Genomic DNA, 20,782 nt, shown 5'->3' with positions numbered 1-20,782 from the left:
ATGGCCGAGGATCAGGACGGTCAGCAGATCACCGTGGCGGAGCTGCTCAAGCGCATGGGCGCGGAGCAGTCGGACGCGGCCGCACCCAAGGCGCGTCGGCGTCGGCGGGCGGACGAGGGCGGCAGCGGCGTGAGTGTCTCCGAGCTCACGGGCGAGATCCCGCGGATCACCGACGACACCGAGCTCGGCAGCCGCGCCGCGCGTCGCCGCGCCCGTGAGGCCGAGCAGGCCTCGGCACAGACCTCGGGGTCCACCGGGCAGGACGCCGACGCGGGTGCCGGGCAGGACGCCGGGGACGCGGGGTCGGGTGCGGTGGCGTCCGCGGCGCCGTCCGCCGCGGGGGAGAAGGCGTCCGAGACGACGAGACCGTCCGCCGGGCAGGACGTGCGGCCGGGCAGGCGTCGAGCACCCGAGGCGGACGCGCCCGGTGGCGTGCGTACCTCCGAGGCGCCGGGCAGACGCCGTGCGCAGGAGCCCGCCGCGCAGCCCCCTGCCTCCACACAGTCGCAGACCGGGCCCCGGTCACAGACGCCCTCGACACCGTCGACCCCGCAGGCCGCGACCCCGCAGGCCGCGACCCCGCAGGCCGAGCCACAGGTCGCGACCCCGGAGGCGTCGGACCAGCAGCCGGTACATTCTCAGCCTTCGCCCTGGTCGGCCGACTCCGATCGCTCCGCCGATCCCGGCAAGAAGGGCGGGCTGCGCGGACTGTTCGGTCGCAAGCGAAAGGCCAAGGACGACACCGCGGACGGGGTCACGAGCCGGGAGCGGTCCGGGCCACCCGCCTTCCGGCCGACTCCGGCGGGTCGTTCGGACACCCCACCCGGCGTCGCCGCGGGTGCCGCTGCAGGCGTCGCGGGGACCGCCGCCGCCGGGGCGGCCGCGTCGACGGATCGATCCGCCCCCACCGTGCCGGTGAAGAAGGCCGACGCACCGGCCGGCCCCTCGCCGGCTGCCCCCTCGCCGGCTGCCGCGGGGCCCACCGCACCCACCGGCTCCGGTCCCACCGCGTCCGGTCCCACAGCAGCGCCGGCCTCGGTGGCGTCGACGGCCGCTCCGTCGACGACGTCCGGTCGGGCGGGGGACACGTCAGCGTGGGGCATTCCGTCGGGCAGCGGTTCGACCCCCCACAAAGCGCCCGAGACCCCGGCCGAGACCCCGGCCGACGCCGCGGCCGACACCCCGACCGACGCCGCGGCCGGCGGAGCAGCGGCCAGGGGTGCGGCCGCGACAGGCGCCGCCGCCACCGGCGCGGCAGCGGCAGGGGCGGCCGCGAGCGGCGCGGCGACGTCGCGGCCGGACGTCTCGACCGACTCCGGCCCGGACACTCCTGCCGACGCCCCCGCCGACGCTCCTGCCGACGCCCCCGCCGACGCCGACCAGGCCGTGCGCTCCTCGACCACGGAGTGGCTGGTCCTGGTCGCGCAGGTACTGGCCTCGGGCGTCGCCGGCGCGGCGCTGTTCATCGGCTTCCACCTGCTGTGGCGAGACCTGCCGTGGGTGGCCATGGCCCTCGCGCTCGTCGTGATCGTCGGCCTGGTCGCCATGGTCCGCGTGCTGCGCAGGTCCAACGACACGGTGAGCATCGCCCTGGCGGTGATCGTCGGGCTGGGAGTGACCTGCGGGCCACAGTTGCTCAGATTGATCACCTGACCGGTTCACGGCACCCGACCGGCCCCGCCCCGACTCCGCCCGCGCCTCACGGTGCGGGCGGAGTCGTCATACAGGGCCGTCGCGGACGTGTGGCACTGTTGGGGACATGACGAGAATCGCAGTGGTCGGTGGCGGACGCATCGGCGAGGCCCTCATCGCAGGTCTCCGCAAGTCGGGGACGGAGCAGTCGGACATCGTGGTGATCGAGGCCGTCGAGCCCCGCGCCTCGGAGCTGGCCAAGAAGTACTGCATCCTCTCGACCAGCCTGGACATCGGCTGCGAGGGGGCGGATGTGATCGTGGTGGCCGTCAAGCCGGGTGACGTCCCCGCGGTGGTCGACCGGATCGGCGACGCCATCTCCGACAGCGTCCACGAGTCGATCGTGGTGTCCCTGGCGGCAGGTGTGCCCACATCGGTGCTGGAGAACAAGCTCAGCGCGGGGTCCCCGGTCGTGCGGGTGATGCCCAACACGGCGATGCTCGTGGGGCAGGGCGTCTCGGCCGTGTGTAAGGGGCGCTACGCGCGTGACGAGCACCTGGAGAAGGTGGTCAAGGTCATGGAGAGCGTCGGCGCCGTCGTCGTCGTCGACGAGTCCAAGATGGACGCCGTGACGGCCGTGTCCGGCTCGGGCCCCGCCTACTTCTTCCTCCTCGCCGAGGCGATGGTGGACGCGGCGGTGGAACAGGGCCTGCCCCGTGACGTCGCGCTGCGGCTCGCGACCGGCACCGCCCTCGGCGCCGGTGCGATGCTCACCGCCGGGGGGGACGGCCCCGCCGACCTGCGTGCGGCGGTCTGCTCCCCGGGAGGTACCACGGCGGCGGCGATCCGGCGGCTCGAGGCCGGCGGCGTGAGGTCGGCCGTGGCGGACGCGGTGGAGGCGTCGGCGACCAAGTCGAGAGACCTGGCCCTGGCCGCGCAGAAGGCCGACGACGACGAGCGGGACGACTGAGCCGCCGACGCGCCCGCCACTCCCGTCCCGCCAGGTGAGATGTCAGCCACCTCGGCGGGACGCCGCGTTTAACACAAGCCCTGCTCAGAGCGGGTGAGGCTGCGGTCGGACGGCGTGTCGCCAAAGATATTTGCCCACTCCCGTCGCATTGATCACACCCTTCACGCTAGGCTCATGCTCAGCACGTGCGTGTCAGTACCGCAGGAGGGGAAGCCTGCGGCACGACGCGTGCCATGAAGGGTTGAGAGATGGCGACTACCGACAAGACCGAAGGCGGCGCACAGGCGGCGGGGGGTTCCCAGTTCCTCACCGTTGCCGAGGTGGCAGCGCTGATGCGCGTGTCCAAGATGACGGTCTACCGGCTCGTCCACTCAGGGGAGTTGCCCGCGGTGCGGGTGGGGCGGTCGTTCCGCGTGCATTCCAAGGCGGTCCACGAGTACCTGGACACCTCGTACTTCTCCGCCGGGTGAGACGCCCGCGTCCCGCTGGTGGATCTGGCGCCGGGTCCGTTTTCGCCGCGGCCCCGCCTACGGGTAGTCTGGACGGGTTCCGTACCGGCTTCCGAGCCCGCTTAGACGCCGGAACGCAGTAAGCCCGCTGCAAGGCCCCAGACCAGTAGTCGACAGGTAGGTGACCCCCGTTATGGGTTCTGTGATCAAGAAGCGCCGCAAGCGTATGTCCAAGAAGAAGCACCGCAAGATGCTCCGCCGGACGCGCGTGCAGCGTCGCAAGCTCGGTAAGTGAGTCCGGCGGCGCCTCGGTAGCGCCCGGACTCACACCTGCAGCAGATGCCCGTCACCCAGGATGGTGGCGGGCATCGGTGTGTCCGGGGCCCGGTGGGGTGAGGCGCCCGGAGGTGGGCGTGCCACCGTGCGCGGGGTGCGTGGCGCGCCGTGAGCGGGGTGCGTCGCGAGCGCTGGGCGGGGGCGCGGACCGGGCAACGGAACGCGGGGGTCCCCCGCTACAGTGGTCTGGGTGAACCCCGAAGCGCCAACCCGTCGGCCCGCCCGGGCGGTCGCCGTCGTGGGCGGGAGCAGGTACCTCGGTGCCCACCTCGTGGGGATGCTGCTCCGGACCGAGACCGTCGAGCGCGTGCTGGCGATCGACTCGGTCAAACCGTCGCCGCAGCACCGCCGCCGGATGCGGGACGCCGAGTTCGTCCGGCTCGACCCCCAGTCGCCGCGTCTGCAGAGCATCCTGCGGGACGCCGGCATCGACACCGTGGTCCACGCCGGGCTTCACCACACCGATTTCGCCCCGGGCGGCCGCGCCGCCGTCAAGGAGGCCAACATCATGGGCTCGATGCACGTGATCGCGGCCTGCGGCCGGGCCGCCAGCGTCAAGCGGTTCGTGCTGATCTCCTCGACCACCGTCTACGGCTCCTCGGGTGTGGACCCGGCCATGTTCACCGAGGACATGGCGGCCCGCCGCCAACCCAGCGGAGGCATCCCCCTGGACCACCTGGCGGTCGAGGGGTACGTCCGGGGCATGTCCCGTAAGCGGCCGGACATCGACGTGACCATCCTGCGGATTCCGGCGATCCTCGGCCTTCCCGAGCCCACGGTGTTCGGGGAACTGCTCGCGCCGTCGATCGCCCCCGTCCTGGCGGGGTACGACCCGCGCATCCAGCTGCTGCACCCGCAGGACGCACTCGACGCGCTCCTGCACGCCACCCAGGGTGCCGCGCCGGGGACGTTCAACATCGCCGGAGACGGGGTCCTCACGCTGAGCCAGGCGATCCGGCGGGCCGGGCACGTCCCGCTGCCGGTGCCGCCGCAGACGTTCAAGCTCGCCGTGCGTCTGCTGTCCAGTCAGGGCCTGCGCGACATCGGTTCCTCCCAGCTGCGGTACCTGCGCTTCGGGCGCGCCGTGGACACCACGCGCATGCGCCGGGAGTTCGGCTTCACACCCAGGTACTCCACCGAGGAGGCGCTGCACTCCTACCTCGTGGACTCCGGGACGGAGCCACTGATCACCCGCGCCTCGCTCGAGCGCCAGACCGCCAAGGTCGCCGCCCTGCTCCCGGCCCCGGTGGCCGACCGGCTCCGTTCGGGGGTCGACACCACCCTGTGCGAGCTCGAGGCACTCGGGGCGCTGCCCGACCCGCACGAGGCCGATGCGCACGAGGCCGACGCGCACGAGGCCGACGCTATCCAGGAGGAGGCGCTGTGAGGGGCCCTGAATTCGACCTGAGCCAGCCACTCGGTGGGCCCCGCTGGGGGAGGGTCGCCGCGATTCACGGAGTTCCCGCATCGTGGGCGAGGGTTTCCTCGGTGAGACCACCCCCGGTGATGCCGCCGCCACCGAGATAGGCCGGATCGTCGACCGGTTCCTCACCGCGGTGCGGGACTCCCTCGGCCAGGTCATCGAGGCACTGCCCGTCGACGCCGAGGTCATGGGACCCGTCCGCGAGGCCGCGCGGGGTGTCGACGTGATGCTGGCGACCGGCGACGTCAGCGCGCTGTCGGGGTTGGTCGACACGATCAACGGGATCGGCGAGCTGATCGCCACGCGGCTCACCGGCGGCTACGAGGTCGACGAGTTCGGTTTCGACGAGCACTTCCACGAGAACGTGTGGCTGCCGATGTGGCGTCCGCTGTTCGAACACTGGTTCCGGGTCGAGGTGATCGGCGCCGAGAACGTCCCGGCGGAGGGCGCCGGGCTGATCGTCTCCAACCACGCCGGCGTCCTCCCGCTCGACGCCATGATGACCACCGTCGCCGTCCACGACCACGCGGGACGCGCCCTGCGGCTGCTGGCCGCCGACCTGGCGATGACGCTTCCCGTGTCCGCGCCACTGGCGAGGCGGGCCGGGGCGACCCTGGCCTGCGCCGCCGACGCCGAGCGTCTGCTCGAGAGCGGACACGTGGTCGCCGTGTGGCCCGAGGGCTACAAGGGACTAGGCAAGCCGTTCTCGGACCGGTACCGGCTGCAGCGCTTCGGCCGCGGGGGGGTTCGTCTCCACCGCATTGGACGCCGGCGCGCCGATCATCCCGTGCTCGGTCGTCGGGTCGGAGGAGATCTACCCCAAGATCGGCGAGTTCTCCCCGCTGGCGCGCCTGCTGGGGGTCCCGTACCTGCCCATCACACCGACGTTCCCCCTGCTCGGCCCCCTCGGTGGGATCCCGCTGCCCACCAAGTGGACCATCGAGTTCGGCGAACCCATCGAGACCTCCCACCTCGGGTCGGACGCCGGCGACGACCCGATGATCGTCTTCGAGATCACCGACCAGGTCCGCGAAACCATCCAGAACACCCTGTTCCGCAACCTCGCACGTCGCGGGAGCGTCTTCTTCGGCTGAGCCGCGCGGCCGCGCTCGCCGGCGGGGGTCTGCTGGCGGTTCGGGTCTGGTGGCGGTTCGGGGGCGGTCGGGTCAGAAGATCCGTCGGATCTGGTCGATGGTGCGCACGCCGTACGAGGATTTGACGGCCGCCCGCGCGCCGGCCAGCCCGCCCACCGCGAGCACACCCGGGACCGCCTTCTTGGCGGCCTTGCGCACGGTGCGGAAATCCTTGATGTCCCAGCCGTTCTCCGAGGCGTACTTGCGGAGCCGCCCGTCAGGGTTGATGGCCACCGGGTGGCCGACCATCGTGAGCATGGGCATGTCGTTGAAGCTGTCCGAGTACGCGTAACACTTGGACAGGTCGAAGCCCTCGGCCTCGGCGAGGGTGGAGATGGCGTGCGCCTTGCCGGGCCCGTGCAGGATGTCGCCCACCAACCGGCCCGTGTACACGCCGTCCTCCTCCTCGGCCACCGTGCCCAGCGCACCCGAGAGTCCGAGCCGCGACGCGATCACCCGCGCGAGCATGACCGGCGTCGCGGTGACCAACCAGACCTGCTGACCGGCGTCGAGGTGCATCTGGACCAGCGAGCGGGTGCCGGGCCAGACGCGGTCGAGCATCGAGGTGTCCACGACCTCCTCGCTCAGCGCGGTCAGCTCTGCGACGGTGTGACCCTTGACGAAGTTCAGGGCCTTCTCGCGGCCCGCCGCCACATCCTCGGCGTTCTCCTTGCCGGAGACCCGGAACTTGACCTGCGACCACGCCATCGACGCCACGTCCTGCGCGGTGAAGAACTTGTGCTTGGCCAACCCGCGGGCGAGCAGGATGATCGAGGCGCCCTGGATGAGGGTGTTGTCCACGTCGAAGAACGCCGCCGCCTGCGGGTCGGGGACGAACTGCGTCGCGGCGTGGTCGTCGAGATCCTCGGCGGTGGCGTCGGCGAGCGGCGGGCCCGGCTCGGCCCCGGGTTCGAGCTTGACCGCGTTCCTGGCCGAGGCCTCGCCGGCGACGCGCTGGTCACGGTGGTTGCGACGGCGCCAGATCAGTCGGCCGATGGCACTGGTGACGTCCGCCCGCCCGGGAAGCCGGAGACGGGTGCCACCTGCATCCGGGTCCGGGTCCGACTCCACGATGGGGTCTGAATCCGACGCCGGGTCCGGATTCGAGGCCGGGTCTGAGTCAACGGCGGCGTCGGTGTGGTCGTTCACCGGGTGGACCTCCTAGTGGGGGTGGGACCCCATCCTAGGGGAGCCCGGAGGGGGTCGGGCACTATCAGTGCATGGTGCACACGGTGACCCTGCTTACCCGCGAGGGCTGCGGAAGCTGCGTCCGCGTCCACGGCCAGCTGCTGCCGCTGTGCGCCCGCGCGCGCGCCCGGCTCGAGGTGGTGGACGTGGACCGTGCCGCCGATCCCGAGCTCGCGGTGGAATACGGGGACCGCCTGCCCGTGGTCCTGGTGGACGGTGCGGAGCACTCGTGTTGGGAGGTCGACGACGACGAGCTGAGCGCCGACCTCGCCGCCCCCGAGCCGTTTGGTGGCTGGGACTGAACCCTAGCCCACCGGGCTCGCGCTACTCGTCGGCTCGCAGGGCCCGCAGGATCGTCGCGTGCCGGACCAGGAACGTGCGCTCGTCGAGTTTCTTGCGCCGCAGCCACCCGGTGACCTCGCTGTTGTGCTTGCTCGCGTTGCAGGAGGCGCACGCGGGGACCACGTTCTCCAGCGTGTAGCGACCGCCTCGCGACACGGGCATGACGCAGTCGCGCTGAAGGGCCGGGCCCGGCGAACGGCAGTAGGCGCATCCGGCCCACGCGTGGAGGAGGTCGGCCCACTGCGACGCGGTGAGGTCGTTGTCGACGCGCGAGAGGCGTCGCTGCCGTCGCTTCGCGTACCTGGCGCGGGACGCCCGCCCGGACCCACGTCTCGACGGGGACGCGGTGGTGGAGGACGGGGTCGCGGGGGACCTGCGGCGAGGCGGCACCGCTTGACCGTACGTCGCCTCCGCGTCCCCGGCGGTGGGGTGGCCGCGCGTGCCGCGACATGGGCCAGAGCGGCCGAGGGGCCGCGTCGCTCATGGTGGCCGCACGGCGTCACCCGGGCATAGCATCCGGCCCGGCGACGGTTTTGTCCCGGGGTGCCAAGCGGGTTACGGTGGAGTTCGTTGCGGGTCGAACGCAGGCCCAGGCCACGGCCGTCCCGGCAGGGGTTCCCACGGGGAATCGTCCTGCGTGCAGCCGTGCAGACCGACAGGAGACGACCGACTGTGGACCACTGTTCCGGCTGTGCGTTCAGTGTCGTCCCGCGGTTGACGGTGTCCCGAGTCGATGTGCCCCGAGTTGACGCGACGGTGTCCATTCTGGCATGGGTGCCAACGGCACTCGCGTCCGGGGGTCGGTCGTGAGCATTCTCCTGGTGGGTCTGTCCCATCACAGCGCCCCGGTCGCCCTGTTGGAGTCGGTCGCGGTCGCGGAAGCCGACCGCGACGCCCTCACCGAGAGCCTGATCAGTGGCCGCCACGTCGACGAGGCGATGATCGTCACCACGTGTAACCGCGTCGAGGTCTACGCGGCGGTGGAGGCGTTCCACCCGGCGCTCGACGACGTGGTGGATCTGCTGTCGCGGCACTCGGGCCTCTCGGCCGAGGAACTCAGCCGCCACCTCTACGTCCGCTACTCGGAGTCGGCGGCCGAGCATCTGTTCTCGGTGGCGTCGGGCCTGGACTCGATGGTGGTGGGCGAGCAGCAGATCATCGGGCAGATCCGTACCGCCTACCAGTCCGCGTCCGATATCGGCGCGGCGGGCACGACCTTGCACCGACTCGCTCAGCAGGCCCTCCACGTGGGCAAACGAGTCCACACCGAGACGGGAATCGACTCGGCCGGGTCCTCGGTGGTGTCGGTGGCGCTCGACCGCGCCGCGGAGATCCTCGCCGAGGTGGACACCGCCGGGACCGCTCCCGCGGCGACCGGGTCGCCGTCGCGTCGTCTCGACGGGCGCCGGGCGGTCGTGCTCGGGGCGGGCGCGATGGGCGGACTCGCGGTGGCGCACCTGGGTCGTGCCGGGATCTCTCATATCGACGTCACCAACCGAACGCCGGACCGCGCCGATCGCCTCTCCGAGATCGCCCGGGATTCCGGTACCCCGGCCGCGGCGTTCCCGATGGAGGACCTCGCAGACGGGATCGCCGCGGCGGACATCCTCTTCACCTGTACCGGCGCGGTCGGCGCCGTCGTGACGCTGGGCGACGTGCACACCGCGCTCGCCCGTCGCGGCCCGGGCCGTCCGCTGGTGATCTGCGATCTGGGAATGCCGCGTGACGTCGATCCCTCCGTCTCGGGCCTGCCGGGGGTGACCGTGTTGGGGATCGAGGAACTGAACGCCGACCCGGCCACCTCGGCCGCGGCCGCCGACGCCGACGCCGCCCGCACCATCGTCGACACCGAACTCGCGGCGTACACCCAGGCCGAGCGCATGGCCGGCGTCGGGCCGCTGATCGGCCAGCTCCGCGGTCGCGGCGGCCAGGTGGTCGCCGCCGAGATGCGCCGGTTGGAATCGCGGTTGCCGGACCTCGACGACAGGGTCCGGGACGAGGTGGCCAACACCGTCCGGCGGGTCGTGGACAAGCTTCTGCACCCGCCGACGGTCCGGTTCAAGGAGCTCGCGGCCCAGCCCGACGGCGAGAACCTGGCGGCGGTCGTGCGGACGCTGTTCGACCTCGACAGCGTGGGCCGTCTGGACGAGACCAGCGTGGACGAGGAGGCGTCATGAGCAGGACCCTGAAGGTGGGGACGCGGGGCAGCACCCTCGCGACCACGCAGGCCGGGCACGTCCGGGACGCCCTCATCGCCGCCGGTCACCCCGCGGAACTGGTGATCGTGCGGACCCGGGGTGACGTGGTGATGGCGCCGGTCGAGCGCATCGGGGTGGGCGTCTTCACCATGGAGTTGCGCTCCGCACTCGAGCGCGGTGACTGCGACGTCGCCGTCCACTCGTACAAGGACCTCCCGACGGCGCCCGACGACCGGTTCGCGCCGATCGTCGTGCCACCACGGGTTGACCCCTCGGACGTGCTCATCGCACGCGACGGGCTGACCCTGGCCACGCTGCCCGAGGGCGCGCGCGTCGGGACCTCCGCGCCCCGTCGGCGGTCGCAGCTCGCCGCGCTCCGGCCGGATCTCGACCTGCACCCTCTGCGCGGCAACATCGACACACGCATGTCGTACGTGACCAGCGGCGACCTGGACGCGGTCGTCTTGGCCGCCGCCGGGCTCGACCGGGTCGGCGTGGGCGAGCGGGCCACCCAGCGGTTCGGTGTCGACGAGATGCTCCCCGCCCCGGCCCAGGGCGCCCTCGCCGTCGAATGCCGCGCCGACGACGCCGGCGCCACCGAGGCGATCGCGCTCCTGGACCACCTTCCCTCGAGGATCAGGGTGACCGCCGAGCGCCGTCTCCTCGCCGAACTCGAGGCCGGGTGCACGGCGCCGGTCGGGGCACGCGCCGAGCTCGACGGGGGTGTGCTCACCCTGCACGCCGTCGCCGCGTCGCATGACGGGTCGACGGTCCTGCACGCCGAGGGGACCACCACCACCTCCGACCATCCCGACGGCCCCGTCGCGGCGGCCGACGACCTGGGCCGCCGACTCGCGGCGGACCTGCTCGCCCGGGGCGCACGCGACCTCATGACCGACACGTCCCCCGAGGAACGGGCCCCGCTCGTGCCGAAGGAGTCGACGACCGCGCCACCGACCGTTCCCGAGACCTGATCCATGTCCCCTGAACCTCCCCGTCGCGCGCAGCCAGCGCGCGACACCCACCCCACGGAGAGACGAACAATGACTCGAGCACGCACCACCCGCCCCGGAACCGTCCGCTTCGTCGGCGGCGGCCCAGGCAACGCGGGGATGCTCACCTGCAGGGCCCGGGAGGTCCTCGCGGGGAACGCACTGGTCTTCGCCGACGCCGACGTCTCCCCGGAGGTGCTCGCGCTCGTCGCACGCGACGTCCCGGTTCCGGAGGAACTGCTCGACGCCCGCCGCGCCGAGATGGACGCCGCCGTCGCCGCGGAGGACAAGGCGGAGATCAAACGCCTCAAGACCCTGCCGGCTCCCACCGCCGCGGATGTGCGTCCCGTCCTGGGGGAACCGGCCGCCGTGGCCAAGCAGCTCGTCGCCGAGGCCAAGAAGGGGCGCGACGTGGTGCGGCTGGTCACCGGCGACCCCATGACGACCGACGCCACCGTCACCGAGATCGCCGCGGTCGGACGCACCGTGGTGCCGTTCGAGGTCGTGCCGGGTGTCGCCGAGGCCACCGCGGTCCCCGCGTTCGCGGGCATCGCCCTGGGGTCCGGCTACGTGTTCGCGGACGGCCGCGGCAAGGTCGACTGGGCCTCCCTGGTCAGCTCGCCCGGTCCGATCGTCCTGCGCACCACCGGCCGGCACCTCGCCGAGGCCGCGTCGGGGCTGGCCGAGCAGGGCCTGGGGGCCGGGACCCCGGTCACCGTGACCTGCGCCGGTTCGCTCTGCGCGCAGAAGTCCGCCGACGGCACCCTGGCCACCATGGCCGAGGTCGGTCGCGAGATGGACGGCGACCTCGTGGTGACCATCGGCAAGTCCGCCGGCGAACGCCATCGCCACCAGTGGTGGGAGTCGCGGGCCATGTTCGGCTGGAACGTGCTGGTGCCCCGGACCAAGGCTCAGTCCGCCGAGATGAGCCAGCGCATCGCCGAGCACGGTGCCGTGCCGGTGGAGGTCCCCACCATCGCGGTCGAGCCGCCCCGCAGCCCCGCCCAGATGGAGCGGGCCGTCAAGGGCCTCGTCGACGGCCGCTACCAGTGGGTCGTCTTCACCTCCTCCAACGCGGTCCGCGCGGTGTGGGAGAAGTTCTGCGAGTTCGGCCTCGACGCGCGCGCGTTCTCCGGTGTGAAGATCGCCTGCGTGGGCGAGGGCACCGCGGAACGGGTCCGCGAGCTGGGCATCCAGCCCGAGCTTCTGCCCTCCGGCGAGCAGTCCAGCCTGGGTCTGCTCGAGGTCTTCCCGCCGTACGACGACATCCTGGACCCCGTCAACCGGGTCCTGTTGCCGCGCGCCGACATCGCGACCGAGACCCTCGCCGAGGGGCTGACCGGCCGCGGCTGGGAGATCGAGGACGTCACCGCGTACCGCACGGTCCGCGCGGCCCCTCCGGCGGCGGAGATCCGCGAGATGATCAAGAGCGGCGGGTTCGACGCCGTGTGCTTCACCAGCTCCTCCACGGTCCGCAACCTGGTGGGGATCGCCGGCAAGCCGCACGCCCGGACACTGATCGCGTGCATCGGTCCGCGCACCGCCGAGACCGCCGCCGAGTTCGGGTTGCGCGTGGACGTGCAGCCGGACAACGCGTCGGTGCTGGACCTGGTGGACGCGCTCGCCGCGCACGCCGACCAGCTGCGTGACGCGGGCGAGCTGCCTCCCCCGCGGCGTCGCGCGCGCCGGCGCTGACACCGACCGGCGCCGCGCCGCGTGACAGGCGACTTTCGTACAGTGGAGCCCGTGACCACACCGCGTGAGACCGATCCCGCATCCGTCCCGGCACCGCTGGTGCGCCCGCGACGGCTGCGCTCGACGCCGGCGATGCGCAGGCTCGTCGCCGAGACCACGCTCGCCCCCAGGCAGCTGGTCCTTCCGGCGTTCGTCGCCGACGGGATCGCGGAGCCGAAGCCCATCTCCTCCCTGCCCGGGGTGGTTCAGCACACGGTCGACTCCCTGCGAGCCGAGGCCGTCGCCGCCGCCGAGGCGGGACTCGGCGGGATCATGCTCTTCGGGGTTCCGCACGACGCGGACAAGGACGCCGTCGGCAGCTGCGGCGCCGCGGCCGACGGCATCCTCAACCGGGCGCTGGCGACCGTCCGCGAGGAGGTGGGTGACGACCTCGTGGTGATGGCCGACACCTGTCTGGACGAGTTCACCGACCACGGGCACTGCGGCGTCCTGGGTACCGATCCGCGGGGCGAACAGGTCGTCGACAACGACGCCACCCTGGCGGCATACACCGAACTCGCCGTGGCGCAGGCCGCCGCGGGAGCCCATGTGGTGGGGCCGAGCGGGATGATGGACGGTCAGATCATCGCCATCCGCGAGGCGCTGGACCGCGAGGGCTTCCACGACGTGGCCGTGTTGGCGTACAGCGCCAAGTACGCGAGCGCGTTCTACGGGCCGTTCCGTGAGGCCGTCGGATCCTCGCTGCGCGGTGACCGGCGTACCTATCAGCAGGACCCCGCCAACCTGCGCGAGTCCCTGCGGGAGGTCTGCCTGGACCTGGACGAGGGTGCCGACATGGTCATGGTCAAGCCGGCGATGAGCTATCTCGACGTGCTGCGCCAGACCGCCGAGCTCTCGGACGTCCCCGTCGCCGCCTATCAGGTCTCCGGGGAGTACGCGATGATCTCCGCCGCCGCCGAGCGGGGGTGGATCGATCACGACCCGGCGGTGATGGAGTCGTTGACCTCCATCCGTCGGGCCGGAGCGGACATCGTCCTGACCTACTGGGCGCTGCACGCCGCACGCCTCCTCGCCGACGGGTGGGGCCAGCGGTGACGGGCAGCGGGCCGTGGCGTCCACCCGAACGCACCGACTGGCCCTCCGAGCGCGCCGACGGTCGACCGGAGAGCCCCGCCGGGCCGGTGCCCGACGACGTTCACTCCGCGTGGGGACTGTGGCTCGCCGCGACCGCTTTCGCACTCGTGGGGATGCTGCTCAATGCCGCCACCACGCGCTTCGGTGACCTCCCCCCGGCCACGCGTGACGCCTTCCGCGACGCGGTCGAGACCACTGGGACCGCGGACATCTCCATCGAGGCGTTGTTCGGGTTCGCGCGGGGCGTGGGTGCCGTACTGGCGATGGTCGCGGCCGTGGTGACCGTGTGGCTGGCCTTCCGCTTGCGGGCGGGGAAGGGCTGGGCCCGGACGATGCTGGACATCGTCGCGGTATTCCTCGTGGTGGACGCGGTCTCGGTGGTGATCGGCGTGTTCGGCGGGGTCGCGGTCGCGGGGGAGCGGGGCGAGATCGTCACCTTCCTGGTGATCTCGCTGCAGATTCTCGCGGGACTGTGCGCCGCGACCGCCGTGTGGCGCCAGCACACCGCCGAGGCGATGAAGTTCACGACCGGCGGCGGTGCGCGTGCCGGCGAGTGAACCCGAACGGCCGGGGTCCGAACCCGAGGGGCCCATCCTGTACGCCGAGGACGGGTGGAGTTGGGCCTGGATCTTCGCCGCGCCACTGTTCTGCGCGGGCGCCGCGGCGTTCGAACTGGTCACCGGTGCGCCCGTCCACTGGCTCATGCTCACGGTCTGTGCGATCGCCTCGGCGATGTGCCACGGGGTGATGATCGCCGCCACCCGCGTCCACGGTCGCGTCCGACTCACCCCGACCGTGTACATCCAGGGAACCGAGGAGCTCGAGCTGGCCCGCGTGGAGGAGGTGCTCCCGCTGCCCGGTGACGGCCGCCCCGAGGCCTCATGGGAGACCGCCCGCACGCTCGGGGAGCTGCGGGAGGTCCCGCGCCGACGGCGCTCCGTGGGCCTGCGCCTGGACACCGGTGCCGAAGTGCGGGCCTGGACCCGTGATCCGGTCGCCCTGCACGCCGCCCTCCGCGACGCGGTCCGCTCCGTCGGCACCGGCTCCGGGGGCGCCGGTCCGGGCAGCGCCGCGGATCCGACGTGACCGCCCGGCGCCACGCCGCGCTCGCCGTCCTCGCGGCGGCTCTGGCGGTGGTGTTGTGGTGGCTGTCGCGCGACCTCGTGGCCGTGCGGCCGCCCGTGGTGGACCCCCCGGTCGAGGGAGTGATCATGCGGACCTACACCGAGCCCTGGCTGCTGCTGGCGGCGACGCTGTCGGCCGCGCTCTCGATGGTGTCGACGACACTCGCGGTCCTCGGGCGCGGACACCGGAACAGACGGTGATATATCCACTTCTGCCAGCGGTTTCGTCCCGCAGGACGCACCGGCTGTAACGATCGGATGACGGTTCCCTGAGTCGGTGCGGGTTGGCGCTTCGCGTGGTCGACCACAGGCTACATTTGGACCGGTTCGGACGCTTGTGACGCTCGTGAACTTGAGTGGTCGCGGCGTCCGATTCGTATGGCAGTCATCTACACAACATGGAATCGGGGATCGGTGCAGCCGTCTAGCACTTTCGTTGGCACCACCGCGGTCGTCGGGGCGATCGCACTTCTTGGTACCGGAGTGGCCGCCGCCGCCCCGGTCAAGTGGCAGGACTGTACCGAGATGCTCGGGATCGAGGCCGAGTACATGCCGGCGGGTCTCGAGTGCGGGACGGTCGAGGTCCCCGTCGACTACAGCCAGCCCGACGGCGCCAGGACCGAGGTCGCGCTGACCCGGATCAAGGCCTCGTCCGGGCAGGCCAGGTCGGCCGTGTTCGGCAACCCCGGGGGGCCCGGCAACTACGCGCTCAACTTCTGGAGTCCGCCCCTGGACGGCACCGCGCCGGCCGGCCTGTACGAGAACCATGATCTCGTGGCCGTCCAGCCGCGGGGCCTCTACGGTTCCAACCCGATGACCTGTGACGTCGCCTTTGTCGGCCCCACCTCCGCCAACGCGCTGCATGACGCCTGCTTCGGCACCGATCCGGCCTACATGGCCTCGTTCACCACCGAGAACGCGGCCCGCGACATGAACGCCGTCCGCGAATCGCTCGGGCTCGCGGAGATCGACTACGTGGGCGTGTCCTACGGCACCGCGATCGGCACCGACTTCGCGACCCTGTTCCCCGAGAACACCGGTCGCATGGTGCTGGATTCCAACACGCACCCCGACTGGCGGTGGTCCCAGCAGGCCGAGCAGGGCGCGCTCGCCCAGGAGCGCCGCCTGAACGACATCTTCGCCTGGATCGCCGAGCGCGACGACTACTACGGTCTCGGCGACACCCCCCGCAAGGTCTTCTACTCCTGGAAGTGGGTCACCGACCAGGAGGTCGGGGGGCCCGCCAACCTCACCCCGCCGCCGGCCGAGACCCGCGACCTGCCCGTCGAGCTGCGGGGCACCGCGCTCGAGCGGCCCGCGCTGGACACCCTCAACGGGACCGCGCCCGCCCTGGCCCGCGCCGAGGGTCTCGGACGCGCCCTCGCGCTGCAGGGCCTGACCAACAACGCCACGACCGGGTTGTACGACGCCACGGTGGGGGCGACCTACTCCGAGCAGGCGTGGCCGATGCTCGCGCACATGCTCAAGTACTACAACGACGGCGGCACCATCGCCCGGGTCGACCCGGCGACGGCCGCCCGGATCGTCGCCGCGCAGGAGAGCCGCTCGCCGGTCTTCCGCACCGACATCGAGATGAACGCGATCATCACGTGCAACGAGACCGCCTCGCCGTCCAGCGAGCTGGGAGTCATGGCGGCCAAGGCCGACAGGTACACGGGTGGCAACAGGCTCACCACCCGTGCGGCCGCCGAGGCCGCCGGCGACGACTGCGTCGGTTGGGCACCGGTCGCGCGCACCATCCAGCCGAACGGTGACGCCCTCGACCAGAAGCCGCTCGTCCTGCACTCGGAGAAGGACGCCGTCACCCCGATCGCCGGCGCACACCGGGTCGTCGAGACGCTCGGGGGGACGCTGGTCGTCGTCGGCGGCGGTGATCACGGCACCTTCCGCACCGGTAACGCGGCTGTCGACGCCGTGGTGATGGAGTTCCTCGAGACCGGCGTCGCCACCCCGGGTCGCGTCGAGGGAAAGCCCTCCCCGGAGCCGCTGCCCCGGTGGGGTCAGGCCGAGCGTGCGGCCGCAGCCCAGCAGGGCATGTCCGCCCCCGTCGACGGTGCGGACGACTGGTACGGCACCCACCGCGACGCCGGTGCGGCCGCCGCACCCGCCCCCGTGGCGGGGTCGGTGGGCGCTCCGGTCGCCCCCGTCGCCGCGCCCGCGGTGCCGGCTCCGGTGATCCCGGCACCGGGCCCGCTGCCCACCCCGCAGGACCTGCATGAGCAGGCCGAGAAGGCGCTCCAGGACGTGGCCGGACAGGTCGAGACCGCCGTCAAGGCGGTGTTCGCGCCGCACGCCCAGCCCGCCGCGCCGCAGGGCTGACACCGCGAGGGGGTGCTCGGGAGCGGTCTTTGAGACACTGGACGGGTGACGTCTGCGAGCGATGCCTTCCCGACCCCGTCCGGCCTGTCCGGCACCACCCGATCGGCCGAGCTCTTCGCCGAGGCCCGCGAGCTGATCCCCGGCGGGGTCAACTCCCCGGTCCGCGCCTTCAACTCCGTGGGCGGCACCCCGCGCTTCATCCGTGAAGCGCGGGGTTCGCGCATGACGGACGTCGACGGCAACACCTACATCGACCTGGTGAGCTCGTGGGGGCCGATGATCCACGGCCACGCCCACCCCGCGATCGTCGACGCCGTGCAGTCGACCGCCGCCCGCGGGCTGAGCTTCGGCACCCCGACCGAGGGCGAGATCGAGCTGGCGCGCGAGATCGTGGGTCGGACCTCTGTCGAGGAGGTGCGCCTGGTCAACTCCGGCACAGAGGCCACCATGAGCGCGGTGCGCCTTGCTCGCGGGTTCACCGGCCGGTCCAAGGTGGTCAAGTTCTCCGGCTGCTACCACGGTCATGTGGACGCGCTGCTGGCCGACGCCGGATCGGGTCTCGCGACGTTCGCCCTGCCGGACTCGCCCGGTGTGACCGGAGCGACCGCTCACGACACGATCGTGCTGCCGTACAACGACATCGAGGCGGTCCGCGTGGTGTTCGCCACCCACGGCAGCGAGATCGCCTGCGTGATCACCGAGGCCGCCGCCGGCAACATGGGTACCGTCCCGCCGCTGCCCGGTTTCAACGAGGAGCTGCGCACCCTGTGCTCGGACAACGGCGCGCTGTTGGTGATGGACGAGGTCATGACCGGCTTCCGGGCCGGGGAACGTGGCTGGTGGGGCATCGACGGCGTGGCCGGCGACCTGACCACGTTCGGCAAGGTCATGTCCGGCGGGCTGCCCGCCGCCGCGTTCGGGGGCCGCGCCGACGTGATGTCCTCGCTCGCCCCCGCCGGGCCGGTGTACCAGGCGGGCACGCTGTCGGGGAACCCGGTCGCGGTGGCGGCTGGCCTGGCCTCCCTGCGCCTGGCCGACCACGCCTGCTACTACACGCTGCAGACCAATGCGGATCGCCTCGGGGCGCTGTTGGGCAATGCCCTGCACGCAGCCGGGGTCGCACACACCATCCAGCGCGCTGGGACGATGCTCAGCGTGTTCTTCACCGACCAGCAGGTCAGCGATTACGCCGGGGCCAAGGCCGCTGAGACGTTCCGGTACGCACCGTTCTTCAACACCCTGCTGGATCGGGGCATCTACGCCCCGCCCAGCGCCTTCGAGACCTGGTTCGTCTCCACCGCACTCACCGACGACGACTTCCAGCACATCTCCGAGTCCCTGCCCGTGGCCGCCGAGGCCGCGGCCGCGGCATCCGACCCGGAGGCCACGCGATGAGCCGGGCCGGTGGCGCGCAGCGCGGTCAGGGCATGCGCGGTCGGGGGTTGCGCGGGGTGTTCGACGTCCCGTCGACGGGGCCCACGTCATTGCCGATCCCCCTCCGCGGGGAGCATCCCGCGCCCGCCGAGGCGCCGCCGTCGCTGAACGCTTCCGAGGCCGGTGCCCGCCCCGCGGAGACCTCCGTCCCGCAGCAGCAGGAGGGAGCCGAGGCCTACGGGGCCGCGCCGGGCTCGATCTCCGCTCCGGGTGAACCGCTCTCGGCGTCGTCGTCGACACATCGGGATTCGTCTGCCCGCGGGACCGAGACGCAGACCATCGTCCACCTGGTCCGCCACGGGGAGGTCCACAACCCCGACGGGGTGCTGTATGGCCGCCTGCCGGGTTTCCGGCTCTCCGAGCTGGGGCGGAGTCAGGCCGAGACCGTGGCCCGCACCCTCGGGCAGGGGCACGACATCGTGTCGGTCGTCGCCTCGCCGCTGCAGCGCGCCCAGGAGACCGCCGCCCCACTGGCCGAGGCGTTGGGCCTTCCGGTGGGGATCGACGCGGACATCATCGAGGCCGACAACCGCTTCGAGGGCAACAAGGTCGGCGGTCGGGATGGTGCGCTGCGCAACCCTCGGTACTGGCCGATCCTGGTCAACCCGCTGCGGCCCTCGTGGGGCGAGCCGTACCTGCAGATCGCGCATCGGATGATCGGGGCCGTGTACTCCACGCTCGACTCCGCCCGCGGACACGAGGCGGTCCTGGTGAGCCACCAGCTGCCGGTGTACACCACGCGGAGGTTCCTCGAGGGCCGTCGACTGTGGCACGACCCCCGTTCGCGGCAGTGTTCTCTGGCCTCGATCACCTCCCTGGTCTTCGAGGGGACCACGCTGCGCGAGATCGTCTACTCCGAGCCGGCGGGTGCGTCTGACCCGTCGCAGACGGGAGCCTGATCCATGCGACACCCCAAGGCCGCACTCGGCGCCCTGCTCCTGGCGGGCGCCCTCGTCACCGGTGCTTGCGCGACCAGCACGGACGCGGTGGTGACGGGCCCGGAGACGTTCGAGTTCGTCAGCCCGGACGGCCAGCTGGAGATCCACTACGATCCCCCGTCCGAGCGCAGACCCGTCGCCACGCTCACCGGTCCGGACCTGTTGGACCCGGATCGCACGCTCAACGTCCAGGAGGACTTCGAGGGGCAGGTCGTGATTCTGAACCTGTGGGGCCAGTGGTGCGGCCCGTGTCGCGCTGAGTCCGACGACCTGCAGCGGTTGCAGGACGAGTTCGAGCCCCAGGGCGCGACCGTGTTCGGTATCAACCTCCGCGATCCCAACCGCCAGAAGCCCGTCGACTTCGTCGAGGACAACGGCATCACGTTCCCCTCCATCTGGGATCCCAGCAACGCCGCTGTGGCCGCACTGCGCGGGTTCCCGACGTCCGTGGTGCCGGCCACGATCATCCTGGACAAGCAGCACCGGGTGGCGGCGGTGTACCTGGCGGAGATCACCGATGACAAGCTGCGGGGCACCGTCTCGGCGATCCTGGCCGAGGAGGTCGAGCCGGTGTGACCCCGGAGACGATCCTGCTCGCGCAGAGCGTGGGGGAGACCTTCCAGCAGACCGTGGCCAGTGGTCCGATCCTGTTGGCGCTGGGCGCATGTGTGCTGGCGGGGCTCGTGTCCTTCGCCTCGCCGTGTGTGATCCCACTGGTACCCGGGTACGTCGCGTACCTGGCGAGTGTCGTGGGCGCCGAGCGTCCCCCGGTCACCGTGGCCGCAGCCGAGCGTCAGCGGGCCGCCACGGCGACGATGACTGTCGACGAACGCCGCACTCGTCGCGCCTCCCGCATGCGGGTCGTGATGGCGTCGCTGCTCTTCGTGGGCGGGTTCACCGTGGTGTTCGTGGCGCTCAGCGCCATGGTGTTGGGCACCGTGCAGTACCTGGCACCGCAACAGGAGCTGCTGCAGCGTCTCGGTGGTGTGGTGACGATTCTCATGGGCCTGGTCTTCATCGGCCTCGTGCCGACCCTGCAGCGGGACACGCGCATGCAGCCCAAGTCTCTCTCGACGTGGGTCGGCGCACCGATGTTGGGTGCCGTCTTCGCGCTGGGCTGGACGCCGTGTCTGGGGCCGACCCTGGCGGCGGCGTTGTCCGTGGCCGCGGGGACGGGTGTCGACGCAGCGCGCGGCGTCGTGCTGATCGTGGCCTACTGCCTGGGTCTCGGTCTGCCGTTCGTGTTGGTGGCCTTCGGCTCGACCTGGGCGATGCGTACCGTCGGGTGGCTGCAGAGGCACACCCGCGCCATCCAGGTGTTCGGTGGCGTGATGCTCATCATCGTGGGCCTGCTGCTGCTCTCCGGCGCGTGGGCCCTGTTCATCGACTGGCTCCGCGACTTCGCCATCTCGGATACGACCCTGCCCATCTAGACGGCGACTGACAGTCCCCGG

General features: G+C 72.0%; 20 protein-coding genes and 1 pseudogene. 19 read left to right on the top strand and 2 right to left on the bottom strand.

All coding sequences use genetic code 11. The features are described 5' to 3' along the window. The 6 genes and pseudogenes from CT688_RS13665 to CT688_RS13640 all read left to right on the top strand — a co-directional run bounded on the left by CT688_RS13665 (position 1) and on the right by CT688_RS13640 (position 5,904). Entirely contained in the window at positions 1 to 1,653 is a 1,653-nt protein-coding gene (locus tag CT688_RS13665) for a hypothetical protein (RefSeq protein ID WP_107757340.1), read from the top strand. Between the two features lie 106 nt (positions 1,654 to 1,759). Beyond that, positions 1,760 to 2,602 (top strand): pyrroline-5-carboxylate reductase, encoded by an 843-nt coding sequence (proC, locus tag CT688_RS13660; RefSeq protein WP_107757339.1) that lies wholly within the window; start codon positions 1,760 to 1,762, stop codon positions 2,600 to 2,602. Between the two features lie 248 nt (positions 2,603 to 2,850). After that, the gene (locus tag CT688_RS13655) at positions 2,851 to 3,072 is read left to right on the top strand and encodes a helix-turn-helix domain-containing protein (RefSeq protein WP_017837771.1); all 222 of its coding nucleotides are present in this window, start codon (positions 2,851 to 2,853) and stop codon (positions 3,070 to 3,072) included. A 172-nt stretch (positions 3,073 to 3,244) separates the two neighbouring features. Continuing rightward, a complete protein-coding gene (locus CT688_RS13650) occupies positions 3,245 to 3,346 on the top strand; it encodes a 30S ribosomal protein bS22 (protein WP_003855542.1) in 102 nt (33 codons plus the stop codon). A 231-nt stretch (positions 3,347 to 3,577) separates the two neighbouring features. Continuing rightward, positions 3,578 to 4,774, top strand: coding sequence for an NAD-dependent epimerase/dehydratase family protein (locus CT688_RS13645; protein WP_231750348.1), 1,197 nt, complete (start codon positions 3,578 to 3,580; stop codon positions 4,772 to 4,774). Continuing rightward, positions 4,771 to 5,904: pseudogene (locus tag CT688_RS13640) on the top strand (lysophospholipid acyltransferase family protein). The gene CT688_RS13645 and the pseudogene CT688_RS13640 overlap by 4 nt, the downstream one beginning before the upstream one ends. Before the next feature lie 72 nt (positions 5,905 to 5,976). Here the strand turns inward: CT688_RS13640 and CT688_RS13635 are convergent. Continuing rightward, a complete protein-coding gene (locus tag CT688_RS13635; protein WP_107757337.1) occupies positions 5,977 to 7,092 on the bottom strand; it encodes an HAD family phosphatase in 1,116 nt (371 codons plus the stop codon). Positions 7,093 to 7,163: 71 nt separating this feature from the next. On the opposite strand from CT688_RS13635, the gene CT688_RS13630 reads away from it, so the two are divergent. Further along, positions 7,164 to 7,433, top strand: a complete 270-nt coding sequence (locus tag CT688_RS13630) for a glutaredoxin family protein (protein ID WP_107757336.1) — start codon at positions 7,164 to 7,166, stop codon at positions 7,431 to 7,433. Positions 7,434 to 7,455: 22 nt separating this feature from the next. On the opposite strand, the gene CT688_RS13625 is transcribed toward CT688_RS13630, so the two are convergent. Next, positions 7,456 to 7,863: an HNH endonuclease gene (locus tag CT688_RS13625; protein ID WP_107757335.1), complete on the bottom strand. Its 408-nt coding sequence runs from the start codon at positions 7,861 to 7,863 to the stop codon at positions 7,456 to 7,458. Positions 7,864 to 8,279: 416 nt separating this feature from the next. On the opposite strand from CT688_RS13625, the gene CT688_RS13620 reads away from it, so the two are divergent. The 12 genes from CT688_RS13620 to CT688_RS13565 all read left to right on the top strand — a co-directional run bounded on the left by CT688_RS13620 (position 8,280) and on the right by CT688_RS13565 (position 20,761). Further along, the gene (locus tag CT688_RS13620) at positions 8,280 to 9,650 is read left to right on the top strand and encodes a glutamyl-tRNA reductase (RefSeq protein ID WP_197431429.1); all 1,371 of its coding nucleotides are present in this window, start codon (positions 8,280 to 8,282) and stop codon (positions 9,648 to 9,650) included. Next, complete coding sequence (gene hemC / locus CT688_RS13615; protein WP_107757333.1) at positions 9,647 to 10,645, top strand: hydroxymethylbilane synthase; 999 nt, start codon at positions 9,647 to 9,649, stop codon at positions 10,643 to 10,645. Before CT688_RS13620 ends, hemC begins: the two co-directional genes overlap by 4 nt. A gap of 69 nt (positions 10,646 to 10,714) precedes the next feature. Next, positions 10,715 to 12,358, top strand: a complete 1,644-nt coding sequence (locus CT688_RS13610) for a bifunctional uroporphyrinogen-III C-methyltransferase/uroporphyrinogen-III synthase (RefSeq protein ID WP_107757332.1) — start codon at positions 10,715 to 10,717, stop codon at positions 12,356 to 12,358. A gap of 51 nt (positions 12,359 to 12,409) precedes the next feature. Next, positions 12,410 to 13,453: a porphobilinogen synthase gene (gene hemB, locus CT688_RS13605; protein ID WP_107757331.1), complete on the top strand. Its 1,044-nt coding sequence runs from the start codon at positions 12,410 to 12,412 to the stop codon at positions 13,451 to 13,453. Continuing rightward, positions 13,450 to 14,049, top strand: coding sequence for a hypothetical protein (locus CT688_RS13600; RefSeq protein ID WP_107757330.1), 600 nt, complete (start codon positions 13,450 to 13,452; stop codon positions 14,047 to 14,049). The genes hemB and CT688_RS13600 overlap by 4 nt, the downstream gene beginning before the upstream one ends. Then, entirely contained in the window at positions 14,036 to 14,578 is a 543-nt protein-coding gene (locus tag CT688_RS13595) for a hypothetical protein (RefSeq protein ID WP_107758215.1), read from the top strand. Before CT688_RS13600 ends, CT688_RS13595 begins: the two co-directional genes overlap by 14 nt. After that, entirely contained in the window at positions 14,575 to 14,817 is a 243-nt protein-coding gene (locus tag CT688_RS13590) for a hypothetical protein (protein WP_107757329.1), read from the top strand. Before CT688_RS13595 ends, CT688_RS13590 begins: the two co-directional genes overlap by 4 nt. Before the next feature lie 324 nt (positions 14,818 to 15,141). Then, the gene (locus CT688_RS13585; protein ID WP_234414834.1) at positions 15,142 to 16,956 is read left to right on the top strand and encodes an alpha/beta fold hydrolase; all 1,815 of its coding nucleotides are present in this window, start codon (positions 15,142 to 15,144) and stop codon (positions 16,954 to 16,956) included. Positions 16,957 to 17,001: 45 nt separating this feature from the next. Then, entirely contained in the window at positions 17,002 to 18,351 is a 1,350-nt protein-coding gene (gene hemL / locus CT688_RS13580) for a glutamate-1-semialdehyde 2,1-aminomutase (RefSeq protein WP_370446311.1), read from the top strand. Positions 18,352 to 18,668: 317 nt separating this feature from the next. Then, positions 18,669 to 19,289, top strand: a complete 621-nt coding sequence (locus CT688_RS13575; RefSeq protein WP_182612683.1) for a histidine phosphatase family protein — start codon at positions 18,669 to 18,671, stop codon at positions 19,287 to 19,289. 3 nt (positions 19,290 to 19,292) lie between these two features. Continuing rightward, positions 19,293 to 19,904: a TlpA disulfide reductase family protein gene (locus CT688_RS13570; protein WP_107757326.1), complete on the top strand. Its 612-nt coding sequence runs from the start codon at positions 19,293 to 19,295 to the stop codon at positions 19,902 to 19,904. Continuing rightward, positions 19,901 to 20,761, top strand: coding sequence for a cytochrome c biogenesis CcdA family protein (locus CT688_RS13565; protein WP_107757325.1), 861 nt, complete (start codon positions 19,901 to 19,903; stop codon positions 20,759 to 20,761). The genes CT688_RS13570 and CT688_RS13565 overlap by 4 nt, the downstream gene beginning before the upstream one ends. Positions 20,762 to 20,782: the final 21 nt, after the last annotated feature.

It is taken from the genome of Dietzia sp. JS16-p6b (genome assembly GCF_003052165.1).
Taxonomy (GTDB): Bacteria; Actinomycetota; Actinomycetes; order Mycobacteriales; family Mycobacteriaceae; genus Dietzia.
Note: the sequence above shows the minus strand (reverse complement) of the source record. Positions and strands in the feature narration are given on the sequence as shown.

What these genes read in the sequence shown, in the direction of transcription:
- CT688_RS13665 (WP_107757340.1), top strand. Translation starts at nt 1, where the DNA reads ATGGCCGAGGATCAGGACGGTCAGCAGATCACCGTGGCGGAGCTGCTC.
- proC (WP_107757339.1), top strand. Translation starts at nt 1,760, where the DNA reads ATGACGAGAATCGCAGTGGTCGGTGGCGGACGCATCGGCGAGGCCCTC.
- CT688_RS13655 (WP_017837771.1), top strand. Translation starts at nt 2,851, where the DNA reads ATGGCGACTACCGACAAGACCGAAGGCGGCGCACAGGCGGCGGGGGGT.
- CT688_RS13650 (WP_003855542.1), top strand. Translation starts at nt 3,245, where the DNA reads ATGGGTTCTGTGATCAAGAAGCGCCGCAAGCGTATGTCCAAGAAGAAG.
- CT688_RS13630 (WP_107757336.1), top strand. Translation starts at nt 7,164, where the DNA reads ATGGTGCACACGGTGACCCTGCTTACCCGCGAGGGCTGCGGAAGCTGC.
- hemC (WP_107757333.1), top strand. Translation starts at nt 9,647, where the DNA reads ATGAGCAGGACCCTGAAGGTGGGGACGCGGGGCAGCACCCTCGCGACC.
- CT688_RS13610 (WP_107757332.1), top strand. Translation starts at nt 10,715, where the DNA reads ATGACTCGAGCACGCACCACCCGCCCCGGAACCGTCCGCTTCGTCGGC.
- CT688_RS13585 (WP_234414834.1), top strand. Translation starts at nt 15,142, where the DNA reads ATGCTCGGGATCGAGGCCGAGTACATGCCGGCGGGTCTCGAGTGCGGG.
- CT688_RS13570 (WP_107757326.1), top strand. Translation starts at nt 19,293, where the DNA reads ATGCGACACCCCAAGGCCGCACTCGGCGCCCTGCTCCTGGCGGGCGCC.